Source organism: Nocardia sp. NPDC004151 (assembly GCF_042874235.1).
In the GTDB taxonomy this organism is placed as follows: Bacteria; Actinomycetota; Actinomycetes; order Mycobacteriales; family Mycobacteriaceae; genus Nocardia.
Window position 1 is genome coordinate 139411 of record NZ_JBIAMR010000017.1, and the last position, 11821, is coordinate 151231.

The 11821-nt window shown below is 68.3% G+C and carries 12 protein-coding genes; 3 read left to right on the forward strand and 9 right to left on the reverse strand.

Annotation, left to right across the window (positions count from 1 at the left end; genetic code table 11):
- Positions 1 to 216 precede the first annotated feature (216 nt).
- Positions 217 to 966 (forward strand): FAD-binding oxidoreductase, encoded by a 750-nt coding sequence (locus ACFYTS_RS30370; RefSeq protein ID WP_357284910.1) that lies wholly within the window; start codon positions 217 to 219, stop codon positions 964 to 966.
- A gap of 70 nt (positions 967 to 1036) precedes the next feature.
- On the opposite strand, the gene ACFYTS_RS30375 is transcribed toward ACFYTS_RS30370, so the two are convergent.
- The 8 genes from ACFYTS_RS30375 to ACFYTS_RS30410 all read right to left on the reverse strand — a co-directional run bounded on the left by ACFYTS_RS30375 (position 1037) and on the right by ACFYTS_RS30410 (position 9668).
- A complete protein-coding gene (locus tag ACFYTS_RS30375; RefSeq protein WP_357284913.1) occupies positions 1037 to 2206 on the reverse strand; it encodes a globin domain-containing protein in 1170 nt (389 codons plus the stop codon).
- 528 nt (positions 2207 to 2734) lie between these two features.
- A complete protein-coding gene (locus tag ACFYTS_RS30380; protein ID WP_357284916.1) occupies positions 2735 to 3130 on the reverse strand; it encodes a heat shock protein transcriptional repressor HspR in 396 nt (131 codons plus the stop codon).
- The gene (gene dnaJ / locus ACFYTS_RS30385; protein WP_387308962.1) at positions 3130 to 4314 is read right to left on the reverse strand and encodes a molecular chaperone DnaJ; all 1185 of its coding nucleotides are present in this window, start codon (positions 4312 to 4314) and stop codon (positions 3130 to 3132) included. The genes ACFYTS_RS30380 and dnaJ overlap by 1 nt, the downstream gene beginning before the upstream one ends.
- An 81-nt stretch (positions 4315 to 4395) precedes the next feature.
- Positions 4396 to 4980, reverse strand: coding sequence for a nucleotide exchange factor GrpE (gene grpE, locus ACFYTS_RS30390; RefSeq protein ID WP_387308980.1), 585 nt, complete (start codon positions 4978 to 4980; stop codon positions 4396 to 4398).
- A 20-nt stretch (positions 4981 to 5000) separates the two neighbouring features.
- On the reverse strand, positions 5001 to 6839 hold the full coding sequence (gene dnaK, locus ACFYTS_RS30395; protein WP_357094292.1) for a molecular chaperone DnaK: 1839 nt from the start codon (positions 6837 to 6839) through the stop codon (positions 5001 to 5003).
- Between the two features lie 276 nt (positions 6840 to 7115).
- Positions 7116 to 7889 carry a DUF1707 domain-containing protein gene (locus tag ACFYTS_RS30400; RefSeq protein ID WP_387308963.1) on the reverse strand — a complete coding sequence of 258 codons (774 nt, stop codon included), beginning with the start codon at positions 7887 to 7889 and terminating at the stop codon, positions 7116 to 7118.
- An 8-nt stretch (positions 7890 to 7897) separates the two neighbouring features.
- The gene (locus ACFYTS_RS30405) at positions 7898 to 8968 is read right to left on the reverse strand and encodes a DUF1707 domain-containing protein (RefSeq protein ID WP_387308964.1); all 1071 of its coding nucleotides are present in this window, start codon (positions 8966 to 8968) and stop codon (positions 7898 to 7900) included.
- 61 nt (positions 8969 to 9029) lie between these two features.
- On the reverse strand, positions 9030 to 9668 hold the full coding sequence (locus tag ACFYTS_RS30410) for an endonuclease (RefSeq protein ID WP_387308965.1): 639 nt from the start codon (positions 9666 to 9668) through the stop codon (positions 9030 to 9032).
- Positions 9669 to 9803: 135 nt separating this feature from the next.
- Between ACFYTS_RS30410 and ACFYTS_RS30415 the strand changes: the two genes are divergently transcribed.
- Positions 9804 to 10697 carry an LLM class flavin-dependent oxidoreductase gene (locus tag ACFYTS_RS30415; RefSeq protein WP_357284932.1) on the forward strand — a complete coding sequence of 298 codons (894 nt, stop codon included), beginning with the start codon at positions 9804 to 9806 and terminating at the stop codon, positions 10695 to 10697.
- 22 nt (positions 10698 to 10719) lie between these two features.
- Here the strand turns inward: ACFYTS_RS30415 and ACFYTS_RS30420 are convergent, their stop codons facing one another.
- The gene (locus ACFYTS_RS30420) at positions 10720 to 11214 is read right to left on the reverse strand and encodes an SRPBCC domain-containing protein (RefSeq protein WP_387308966.1); all 495 of its coding nucleotides are present in this window, start codon (positions 11212 to 11214) and stop codon (positions 10720 to 10722) included.
- 123 nt (positions 11215 to 11337) lie between these two features.
- On the opposite strand from ACFYTS_RS30420, the gene ACFYTS_RS30425 reads away from it, so the two are divergent.
- On the forward strand, positions 11338 to 11814 hold the full coding sequence (locus ACFYTS_RS30425; protein ID WP_387308967.1) for a winged helix-turn-helix transcriptional regulator: 477 nt from the start codon (positions 11338 to 11340) through the stop codon (positions 11812 to 11814).
- Positions 11815 to 11821 lie beyond the last annotated feature (7 nt).

Genomic DNA, 11821 nt, shown 5'->3' on the forward strand with positions numbered 1-11821 from the left:
TCCGGGCGGGTTCGCGGCCCCTGGTCCCGATTCTCCCTCCTCCGCTTCGCTCCCCCGCTCCCAGGCGGAGGTCGATCAAGCCGCAGTCCGGAATCGGGACGGCCATGAACCTTGGGGCGAGCCGGTGGGCGATGCGGATCGAGTCCGCAGGGGCGCAAAGTGTTTCGATGAGGAGTTGTTTTGACGATCGGCCCTGATGAGACCGGTGCTATTCCTGTGGACGCGCAGACCGAGTGGACCGCTACGGTAGTCGGTGCGCACCGGTTGCGCGAGGACACCACGGTGGTGCGGTTGATCGGCGAGTTCGTGCCGTTCGCGGCGGGACAGTCGGTGGAGGTGCGCACGCCGCAGCATCCGAACATGGTGCGCCGCATGTATTCCGCGCTGCCGCCGTCGCTGGACGGCAAGCTGGAGTTCCATGTGCGGACTCTGCCGGGCGGGTGGTGCAGCGGTTCCATCGTGGCCGACTCCCATCCCGGTGACGAATGGCGGATCAGCGCGCCCGGCGGCTGGCTGGCGGTGGAGCCGGACGCCACCGAGGTGGTCATGATCGCCGACGGGGTCGGGCTGGCGCCGATGCGCGCGCTGCTGCTGGATCTCGCGCGCCGCGAGCAGCCGCCGCGCACCCACCTGTTCGTCGGGGCGCGCTACCCGCGCGACCTGTACGCCTCCGACATGCTCTACCTGCTGACCGGCGAAATGCCCTGGCTCACCGTGGTTCCCGTGGTGCAGGACGAGTACGACCCGGATTTCGTCGACACCTGGTACGAGCAGTGCCGCGTCGACATCGGCTTCCGCCCGGAGGAGATGATGCCGGGCACCATCGCCGACATCCCGGAGCGATTCGGCCCGCTGGACCACCACCAGATCCTGGTGTGCGGCGGCGCGGCCATGGTGCGCAACACCATCGACCAGCTCGTCGCGATCGGCGCGCCGGCCGAATCCATTCGCTATGAGGGTTTTTGACAGTTGCCGACGCGGCGACTCGAAAACGGCCACGGCTCTTCGCCGCCCGCTGTAGTCCCGCAGCGGCGGGTCAGAACAGCGGGTCGTGGCGGATGTTCTCGGTGGAGGTGCCGGCCGCCATGAGCCGGAACTTGGTGGTCTGCACCATGGCCGGGGCTCCGACGATCTGCACGTCGCGATCCTCCCAGGAACCATGGCTCGCCACGATCTTGCCGATCTGACCGACCATACGCGGCTGCAGGCCCGGGTATTCGCGGGTCTCCTCGGAATTGTTGAAATGCCACCACGGGTTCTCGGTGGACTCGGTGACCGGGTGCACGGTGAGCCACTTGTTGGCACAGGCCAATTGGCTGAGCACCTCGAGGTCGTAGAGGTCGCACGGGTAGTGGCCGCCGACGAACACGTCCACTTTGGGGTTGGACCGCCGCGTTGTCATGGCCATGAGCTGGGCGCGCAGCGGCGCGATGCCGGTGCCGCAGCCGATCATCAGCATCTTGCGGCGGGTGTTGCGGGGCACGCCGAGACCGCCCAGCGGCGATCCGATCAGCCACTGCTCGCCGACCCGGCTGTGTCCGACCATGGCCGGGCTGACCCAGCCGCCGGTGACGCCGCGGATGTGGAATTCCAGTTCGCCGTCGGCATTGGCGGGGATGGCCGGGGACAGGTAGCGCCACATGCGCGGGCGGGACGGGATCTGCACGCTCATGTACTGACCGGCCGCGTACTGCATGGGCTGGTCCAGCTTCAGGCGCACCACCGCCAGGTTGCGCAGCACTTCGCGGTGCTCGATGACGGTGCCGGTCCACACCGGCGGGGTGGTCTCGCCGTCGGCGGCCTTGATCATGGTGCCGGCGATGATGCCGATGCCCTCGTCCCAGGCGTGGCCGACCTCGTCGGTCCAGATCTCGGTGCCCGCGTAGGCCTCGAGCGCGCTCTTGAGCGATTTCCCCACGGCCTCATAGTGATCGGCCACCACGCCGTACTTGCGGTGGTCGCGGCCGAGCTGGGCGAGGAAGGGCAGCAGCCGGTCGGGTTCCTCCAGCCGGTCGACCACGTAGGCGATGGCCTTCACCAGCCGGTCGCGCTGGGCGTCCAGGGCGGCGGGGAAGAAGTCCCGCACGTGGGGGTACTCCGTGAAGAGGATGGCGTAGAACGATCGCGCGAGTTTCTCGGGGCCACCTTCTTCCGCAGCAACCGCCTTGAACGTTGTTCTTATCAATGCGACGGTCCGCGAATCCATTTGTGCCACAACCCCATTTCGCAATCGAACGCAGGCGTGACCGGCGAGTGAAGTGCTGCGGGACACTCGACAGCAGCCGTTGCCAAGCAAGTGTAAGCGAGGTTAGTCAGCAACGGAACGGGACGTTTCAATAACGGGCTCTTTATTCCTCGAAAACGTGAACGTTGCGGGCCTTCCGAGCAGAAAACCGACTGATCAACTGGAAAACGCCGCGCGACACGGGTTTTCAGTCGTCGATTCTGGCTGATCCGTTTTGCAAGGCTCAGGAAAACAGCGATCCCGCCGCAACTACGTCAGGCCATGAATTCCCCTGCAGCATACGGACAAAACTCACGATCGGCAGCAATTAATAACCTACCGGTCCGTTTGTTATAAACAGTCCCACCGGGCTTCAACAATCACACAGCCCGCTGCCGCAACTCAGCACATCGGCCGCAACAATCGCAACCGGGTGAACGTGCCCAGGCGGTATCCAGACAGCAGAAAGGCGGTGCCCATTCGGGACACCGCCTTCCGGCTTGTCTTGCCCTACTGCGGCTTACGCCGGTTTCGGGGCTGCCACACCACGAGAGCGGTGCTGGGCTGAGGGGTCAGGTGCGTGGGCCGGTACCCGGCCCGCAGCCTTTCCGCCTCGGCGGTCAGCTCGCTCACCCGCTGCTGCAGCTCGTCCACCAGGTTGGTGAGTTCGATGATCCGTTTGATGCCGGCCAGGTTCACGCCCTCGTCCTGGGACAGGCGCTGCACCTCGCGGAGCAGCTCCACATCCCGGTTCGAATAGCGCCGCCCGCCGCCCGACGTGCGTTGCGGCGTAACCAGACCCAGCCGGTCATAGGTGCGCAGCGTCTGGGCGTGCATGCCCGCCAGCTGCGCGGCCACCGAGATCAGGAAGTACTGGGCCTCGGTCTGCTTCGGATCGGAACTCATTACGCACCCGCCCATCCCGCACGGGGATCGAATCCACTGGTCTTCTCCGCCTCCGCGTAGCGCCGCAGCGCCTCGGTGGCATCGTCGTCCAGTTTCTGGGGGACCGCGACCTTCACGGTGACCAGCAGGTCACCCGCGCCGCCGTCACGCTTGGGCACACCGCGCCCGCGCACCCGCAGGGTGCGGCCGTCAGCGGTGCCCGGCGGCACCTTGACGCCCACGCGGCCGTCCAGGGTCGGCACCGACACCGTGGTGCCCAGCACCAGTTCGGCGTAGGAGACCGGCAGCACCAGGGTCAGGTCGTCGCCATTGCGGCCGAAGACCTTGTCCTGACTGACGTGCACGGTGACGTACAGGTCGCCCGGAGGCGCGCCGCGCAGGCCCGCCTCGCCCTGACCGGCCAGCCGGATCCGCTGCCCGTCGCGCACGCCCGGGGGAATGCGCACGGTGATGGTGCGGGTCCGATTCTGGATGCCCGAGCCGCGGCAGTCGACGCACGGGTCGTCGATGATCGACCCGGTGCCCCGGCAGTCCTCGCACGGCTCGCTGAAGCCGAACGCGCCCTGGTTCCGGCTGACCACGCCGGTCCCATTGCAGTGCGGGCAGACCCGCGGACTGGTGCCGGGCTTGGCACCACTGCCGTGGCAGGTGGTGCAGGCGGCCGGGCTGGTCATGCGCAGCGGGACGGTCACGCCCTGGGCGGCCTCGCGGAAGCCGAGGGTCGTCTCGGTCTCCACGTCCGAACCGCGCCGGGGACGCGAGGACGCCCGCGTGCCGCCGCGATTGAACAGTCCGCCCAGCAGGTCGCCCAGGCCGCCATCCGCGCCGCCCGCGCCACCGGCGCCGGCCCCGAAGATGTCACCCAGGTTGAACTCGCCACCGGAGAACCCGCCGCCGGGCTGGCCGTAGCCGCCCCCGGGCGGGAATCCGCCGCGGCCGAAACCGCCGCCCGCGAACAGCTTGCGGGCCTCGTCGTACTCCTTGCGCTTCTCCGGATCCGACAGCACGGCGTTCGCCTCGCTGACGGCCTTGAACCGCTCCTCGGCCTTGCTGTCCCCGGGGTTCTTGTCCGGGTGCAGGTCTCGGGCCAGCTTGCGGTAGGCCTTCTTGATCTCGTCCTGGCTGGCGCCGGAGGAAACACCCAGATCCTTGTAGAAGTCCTTCTCGAGCCACTCTCGATTCACCGGGCATCTCCTCCTTTCCGTGTTGTCGGTGACGCCGGAGGCGTCGGTGTTGTCGAGGACGCGGGGTGCGTCCGATTGCTGTTAATCAGTGCCAGCGGCATCGGTGCCAGCGTTCTGCGAATCCGGCTGCGCCGCAGACAGATCCGCCACACCGTCGGTGACGCCGACCAGCGCGTGCCGCAGCACGCGATCGCCGAAGCGGTAACCCTTGCGCATCACCATGCCCAGCACGGGGTCCGCACCGCTGCCCTCGTGCTGCACGGCCTCGTGCAGGGTCGGGTCGAAAGGCTCACCCTCCGAACCGAACTCCTCGAGGCCCTGCTTCTGCAGGGCGGTGACCAGCTTGTCGGCGACCGACTTGAGCGGGCCGTTGTCCAGGTCACCGTGCGCGCGGGCGCGGTCCAGATCGTCGAGCACCGGCAGCAGTTCGCTGACCACCGCGGCCTTGGCGGTGTCGATGGTGACCTTGCGGTCCCGCTCGACCCGGCGGCGGTAGTTGGCGTATTCCGCGGTCAGGCGCTGCAGATCGGAGGTGCGCTCGGCCAGTTCGGCCGTGATCGTGTCGGCGAGGGCGTCCTCGCTGACCTCGGGAGTCCCCTCGGCCCCCGCGGCCGCGGCGGCGTCCGCCGCGGCCTCGAAGACCTCACCCGTGGCCGGATCGACCATGTTGTCCGGGTTCTGGTTCGTCACTTCTTCTCCGGCTCCTCGACCACCTCGGCGTCGACGACGGTGTCATCGGACTCGGGCGCGCCCGCGCCGTTGCCCTGCGCGGCCTGGTCGGCGGCCGAGGCCTCGTAGATGGCCTGGCCCAGCGCCTGCGACTCGGTGGCGAGCTTCTCCACCGCGGTCTTGATGACCCCGATGTCGGTGCCCTTCAGCGCGTCGTTGGCTTCGACGATGGCCGCCTCGACCTTGGTCTTGACGTCGGCCGGGACCTTGTCCTCGTTGTCCTTGATGAACTTCTCGGTCTGGTGCACCAGCGACTCGGCCTGGTTGCGGGTCTCCGCCTCCTCGCGACGCGCCTTGTCCTCGGCGGCGTGCGCCTCGGCGTCCTTCACCATCCGGTCGATCTCCTCCTTGGACAGGCCGGAGCCGTCCTGGATCTTGATCGTGTTCTCCTTGCCGGTGCCCTTGTCCTTGGCCGTCACGTGGACGATGCCGTTGGCGTCGATGTCGAAGGTGACCTCGATCTGCGGCACGCCGCGCGGGGCCGGCGGGATGCCGGTCAGCTCGAACGATCCGAGCAGCTTGTTGTGCGAGGCGATCTCACGCTCACCCTGGAAGACCTGGATCTGCACCGACGGCTGGTTGTCGTCGGCCGTGGTGAAGGTCTCCGAGCGCTTGGTCGGGATCGTCGTGTTGCGCTCGATGAGCTTGGTCATCACGCCGCCCTTGGTCTCGATGCCCAGCGACAGCGGGGTGACATCGAGCAGCAGGACGTCCTTGACCTCACCCTTGAGCACACCGGCCTGCAGGGCGGCGCCGACGGCGACGACCTCGTCCGGGTTCACGCCCTTGTTCGGCTCCTGGCCACCGGTCAGTTCCTTGACCAGATCGGAGACGGCGGGCATACGGGTCGAGCCACCGACGAGCACCACGTGGTCGATGTCGCCGACCGAGATGCCGGCGTCCTTGATGACCGACTGGAACGGCTTGCGGGTGCGGTCCAGCAGATCGGAGGTGATCTTCTGGAACTCCGAGCGGGTCAGCTGCTCGTCGAGGAACAGCGGGTTCTTGTCCGCGTCCACGGTGATGTAGGGCAGGTTGATCGAGGTCGACTGCGAGGACGACAGTTCGATCTTGGCCTTCTCGGCAGCCTCACGCAGACGCTGCATGGCCATCTTGTCCTTGGTCAGGTCGATGCCCGAGGTGCCCTTGAACTTGTCGACCAGCCAGCCGACGATGCGCTCGTCCCAGTCGTCGCCACCGAGGTGGTTGTCACCGGAGGTGGCGCGAACCTCGACGACGCCCTCGCCGATCTCCAGCAGCGAGACGTCGAAGGTACCGCCACCGAGGTCGAAGACCAGGATGGTCTGTTCCTTGTCGCCCTTGTCGAGGCCGTAGGCCAGCGCGGCCGCGGTCGGCTCGTTGACGATGCGCAGGACGTTCAGGCCCGCGATCTGGCCGGCCTCCTTGGTGGCCTGGCGCTGCGCGTCCTCGAAGTAGGCGGGGACGGTGATCACGGCGTCGGTGATCTCTTCACCCAGGTAGGCCTCGGCGTCGCGCTTCAGCTTCATCAGCGTGCGCGCGGAGATCTCCTGCGGGGTGTACTTCTTGCCGTCGATCTCGACCGACCAGTCCTCGCCCATGTGGCGCTTGACGGACTTGATGGTGCGGTCGACATTGGTGACGGCCTGGTTCTTGGCGGGCTGCCCGACGAGCACCTCACCGTTCTTGGCGAACGCGACGACCGAGGGGGTGGTCCGCGATCCTTCCGAGTTGGCCACGACGACCGGCTCGCCGCCTTCGAGAACGGCGATGACAGAGTTCGTGGTCCCGAGGTCGATACCGACCGCACGAGCCATGGTGATTCCTCCTAGTTGGAACTACATCTCAGTGACACTGAGCGTGGTCGGCTCAATCTTGCCTCCGCCGGCGGCGGTGCGCAACTTTAACTTGAGTCCAACTCGCTCAACCTTGCTGACCTGTCCCAACGGGCGGCGCGCGTCATCTATTCCACGAGTCGCAGAAAATTTCTTCGCGGGCGGGCGCGGCCCGACGCCCGCGACCGAGGCGCGGGCGCTGCCATTGTGTCCATACCGGCCGGTCTGGAACCACGGATGGATCCGGATCGTGACCGATCAGGAGGGCCAGTTGAGCATGATCGGCTCACCGGTGGCGGTGACCTTGATGTAGCCGGACTTGGCGCCGTCCACGGCGTACACGGTCACCATCGGCCCGCCGTCCTCGCCGCGCCCGATGATGATGTGACTGATCCGGCCGTTCGGCACGCCCGCCGACTTCGGCGCGCCCGCGAGCAGGCCCGCGAGCTTCTTCAGATCCAGGACCGACAGGTCGATGATGTCGGTGCCAGGCGACCTCGGAATGTCGCCGGTACTGCGGAAACTACCGTCATAGCGGTAGTAGTCGTCCCGCGGCGCGTTCGGATCCGCTGGACGCCGCTCGATGACCGCGTAGGTGGGGAACAGGGTGACCTCGTCGGCCTTGGTGTCGCCGAAATGATCCTTGTAGGCCTCGACGAAACTGGCCAGGCCCTGACCCGTGGTCGGGTCCGGCAGGTCCGGCTTCGGTGCGGCGACCCGGGACACGCAGCCCGCGAACGCGCCCAGCAGGGCGGCCGCCACCACGATCGCGGCCGCCACCTTCCAGCGGGTGGACGGCCCGCGCCGATTCGCCCGCACCACCGGCGAATTCACCAGATTGGCCGGGATCTGCAGATCGTCGAGCACCGCGTCCAGATCGCCGAAGGTCTTGGCCGCCATGGCCTTCGCGGTCCGGTTCGCGTGTTCGGCCTCGGTGAGCTCGCCCGCGTCGCGCGCCGAATCGAGCAGGGTGCATGCGTCCACGCGATCGGTGTCGCGGGCCCGGACTCCCCGGGAGCGTGCGTCAGACATGGTCTCGCCTATCCCCCGAACGCCACGGTGCGCGTGACCCGGCCGTCGAGGGCGGCCTCGATGTAGCCAGTCTCCTTGGCCTGGTTGCCGACATAGATCCGGACCACCGGCCCGGCGCCGCTGCCCTGGATATCGATGTAGTTGACCACGCCCTGATCGACCTTGGTGAGGGCGGGAGCCTGAGCCGCCAGCGCCGCGACGGCCTGCACGTTCAAGGCCGCCAGGTCCACGGTCGGGGTCTTCGGGTCCCGGGTCTGGGGTTGGTCGGTCTGGTCGAAACCGCCGAAGTAGTTGTAGTGCACCTTCCGATTGGCCTGCGTCGCGCGCGTGAACACCGCGTAGCCGGGGTAGAAGTCCACCTCGTCGAGCAGGGTGTCGCCGAACTTCGCTTTGTAGACGTCACGGAAGTAGGAGATGCCCTCGGCCTCGGTGAGTTTCGGCCGCGGGAGCACCAGCGGCTGGATGATGCCGAGGTCCACCGCGGGCGGCCCGGCGGGCGGGGTGGCCGGGCGGGCCACGGCCATGAAGGTGCCCACCGCCACCGCGATGCTCATCGCCGCGACGCCGGCGGCGAACCAGTTCTCGCGCCGCGACTTCGGCGGGATCGGGTCGGGGGCGGCGTCGGCGTGCCGCTGCAGATCGTCGGTGAGCTGGGACAGGTCGCCCAGAGTCCGGGCCTCGCCGGCCAGCTCGGTGAGGGTGCGGTGGTCGGCGGTGGTCAGCTGGCCGTCCGCGAGCGCGGCGTCGAGCAGGGCGCAGGTGGCCTGCCGATCGGCGTCGCGGGCCCGCGTCCGCGGCGGGTAACCGCCCGAGGCGGGCCGCCGCGACCACTTGCGCGCGGGGGTGAGATCGGCGGTCTTGGTGCTCGGCTGCAGATCGGCGATGAGCCGTTGCAATTCACCGAGGGTCTGCGCGGACTGGGCCTGATCGGACCGCTGGTGATACTCGTCGGCCCCGAGCTCGCCCTCCGCGTAAGCGGCGTCGAGCAGCGTCCGCGCGTTGACGCGGTCGATGTCGCGCGCCCGCATACGCCCGGCCGCGGGCGAATCCCCGGCCGATCCGGACGTTTTCGAGCTCACGCGGGGATCGTAGACGGATTCCGGTCCGGTCGCGCGCCTTATCCACGCCCGAAGATGTGGCTCATCCGATGCGGAGATCGTCCTTCAGGCCGTGGTCCAGTGTCACGCGCACCAGGGCCGCGGCCAGTTCGGCGTCGCGGCCGGCCGGAGCCAGGGCGGCGAGGGCGGCCGGATCGGTGGGCAGGCCCAGGTCACGCGCGCCGCGACGGGCCCGCTCGTCGAAGTAGGGACGCAGCCAGGTCCAGGTGTCCTGCACCTCGCGCAGGAAGATGTCCGCGCCGACCGGGCCGATGCCGCGGAAACCCTGCAGCAGCTCGGCCAGAGCGGCGGGGTTGTGCCCGGATTCGATTGCGAGCCCGCGCATATCGCCGTGCCACCGCTCGATCAGCTCGGCGGCATTGGCGATCAGCCGGGTGGCGGTGGATTCGTCGTAGCGGACGTAATGCGCCCGGCCCAGCGCGGCGACCAGATCGGACCACTCGGCCTCGGCGACGTGGTGCGGAGTGGTGTAGCCGGACTCGCGGAGTTCCCGGGCGGCGGCCACCGCGATGCGGGCCGAGATCCGGGTACTGAGCAGCTGGGCCAGCATCAGGAGTTGGTAGAGCGGCGCGGGCTTGTCGGCCAGCCGGATTCCGGCCTCGGCGGCATAACCGGTCCCGGCCCGGGCCAGCAGCGTGCGCACGGTGTCCTGCGCGGTCATCGGCATCGCCTCCTCTCTTCCCCCGGCATACCCACGGACACGCCCGGGATGCGTGTCGAGGTCCGAAATGCCGGGGTTGCGCTCTGTGGCCCACGAAGATCAGAAGTATGGATTTCCCCTGGTAGAGGAGGTTCTATGCAGGCCCGGTTCGGTATCTCGATCCCGCCCGTCGCGTCCGCGCTGCCGGACGTCATCGACATGGCCCTCGCCGCCGACGCCGAGGGACTCGATCTGGTCGGCATCCAGGACCACCCGTACAACGCGCAGTTCGGCGACGCCTTCGCGGTCATCGGGGCCTGCCTCGCCGCGACCGGGCGGGTCAGCCTCTATCCCGGGGTCGCGAACCTGCCGCTGCGGACACCCGCCATGCTCGCCAAACAGGCCGCCACCTTCGACATCCTCAGCGGCGGACGCTTCGAATTGGGTTTGGGGGCGGGCGCTTTCGAGAGCGGCGTGGTGGCCATGGGCGGTCCCGCCCGCAAGGGCCGGGCCGCGCTCATGGCCATTGCCGAGGGCATCGCCATCATCCGGGCCGAATGGCGGCCCGGACAGCCGGTGTCGGTGGTCGGCACCGAATACACGGTGCAGGGGATCGAGGGCGGGCCCGCGCCCAGACACCGGATCGGGATCTGGCTGGGCGCCATGGGCCCGCACGCCCTCGACCTGATCGGGGCGACCGCCGACGGATGGGTCGCGCCATTGCCGAATTGGATGCCGTGGGAGCAGTGGGCCGCGGCCAATGCTCGCATCGACGCCGCCGCCCGCGCACACGATCGCGACCCCCGCTCCATCGCCCGGCTGGCCGCGCTGCCCGGAGTGGTCAGCGACCGCGCGCTGCACCCGAATCCGCAGGGCACCGACCCGATTCACGGATCGCCCGAAGAATGGGCGAGCATCATCGCGAACCTCGCGCACACGGGCGGATTCGACACCTTCATCTACTGGCCGCCCGGATTCGATGTCGACCAGGTGCAGCGCTTCGCGCGACAGGTGGTGCCCCTCGCGCGAAAGCTGTTGGCGGAGCTCTGATCCGGCTCCGCTCGGCGACGAATCAGTTCTGCGCGGCCGCGGCCGCGGCGGCGGCCTCGGCCTCGATCTGGCCCGGGAACTCGCTGGGCTGGCCGACGCCGGTGGTGACCAGGTCGCGCAGGCTCTCGGTGATGTAGAAGGTCCAGGCCGGGGAGCACGCGTCGTAGCACTCGTAGTCCGGCACCAGGCCGACGTGGGTGAAGGTGAGTTCGGTGCCGCCGTCGGTCGCGGCGATATCGAAGCGCATCTCGGTGTTCACCCATTCGGTCTGGTCCTCGATGAAGGACATGAAGTTGTCCTTCACCAGCCAGACCACGCGCTCGTCCGGCACCACCTCGGTCAATTCGATCTCGCTGCGGTGCACGCCGGGAGCCTCGAAGACGAAACGGTCACCCGCCCGTTCGGTGCCGCCCTTGATACCGGGCGACCACCAGCCGCGGGCGTTCAGGACGGCCGCGAAGACCTCGGCGGGGGTGCGGTCAACGGTGATGGAGGTGGTGAAGTTCTGATCAGTCATGGCAGGTCCCGGCTCTTCTCTCAGGGGTCGGCGGGTTGATGGGGGACTGTCTCGCGAGAACTTACTTGCATCACGATAGCGGCGTTGCTTGCATCACACAAGCGGATAAGTCACCCTGGAGTCATGTTGGGACGCATGTACGACGGGGAGGTCTGCTCGGCGGCACGCACGCTGGAGCTGGTCGGCGAGCGCTGGAGCCTGCTGATCGTGCGCAATGCCATGTTCGCGGGCATGACCCGGTTCACCGAGTTCCAGCGCGCGCTCGGCATCGCACCGAACATCCTGACCAAACGGCTCGCCGAATTCGTCGAGGCCGGGATCTTCGAGCAGCGCAGCACCGGCGGCCATCCCGAATACCTGCTCACCGCCAAGGGACTCGACCTGAAACCGGCCATCCTCGCGCTCACCGAATGGGGCGACCGCTGGGCCGCGCCGGACGGGCCGCCGGTCACCTACCGGCACACCGGCTGCGGCGGGAAAGTCGCCCTGCGCCTGGAATGTTCGGACTGCGATGCCACACCCGAGCTGTCGGACGTGACCGGGGAACTCGCGCCGTGGGCGTACGAACTGAAGTACGGGACCTCGGCGTCGCGCTCCTGACGGAGCC

What these genes read in the sequence shown, in the direction of transcription:
- ACFYTS_RS30415 (WP_357284932.1), top strand. Translation starts at nt 9,804, where the DNA reads ATGCAGGCCCGGTTCGGTATCTCGATCCCGCCCGTCGCGTCCGCGCTG.
- ACFYTS_RS30420 (WP_387308966.1), bottom strand. Translation starts at nt 11,214, where the DNA reads ATGACTGATCAGAACTTCACCACCTCCATCACCGTTGACCGCACCCCC.
- ACFYTS_RS30410 (WP_387308965.1), bottom strand. Translation starts at nt 9,668, where the DNA reads ATGACCGCGCAGGACACCGTGCGCACGCTGCTGGCCCGGGCCGGGACC.
- ACFYTS_RS30375 (WP_357284913.1), bottom strand. Translation starts at nt 2,206, where the DNA reads ATGGATTCGCGGACCGTCGCATTGATAAGAACAACGTTCAAGGCGGTT.
- ACFYTS_RS30425 (WP_387308967.1), top strand. Translation starts at nt 11,338, where the DNA reads ATGTTGGGACGCATGTACGACGGGGAGGTCTGCTCGGCGGCACGCACG.
- dnaK (WP_357094292.1), bottom strand. Translation starts at nt 6,839, where the DNA reads ATGGCTCGTGCGGTCGGTATCGACCTCGGGACCACGAACTCTGTCATC.
- ACFYTS_RS30380 (WP_357284916.1), bottom strand. Translation starts at nt 3,130, where the DNA reads ATGAGTTCCGATCCGAAGCAGACCGAGGCCCAGTACTTCCTGATCTCG.
- grpE (WP_387308980.1), bottom strand. Translation starts at nt 4,980, where the DNA reads ATGGTCGATCCGGCCACGGGTGAGGTCTTCGAGGCCGCGGCGGACGCC.
- ACFYTS_RS30400 (WP_387308963.1), bottom strand. Translation starts at nt 7,889, where the DNA reads ATGTCTGACGCACGCTCCCGGGGAGTCCGGGCCCGCGACACCGATCGC.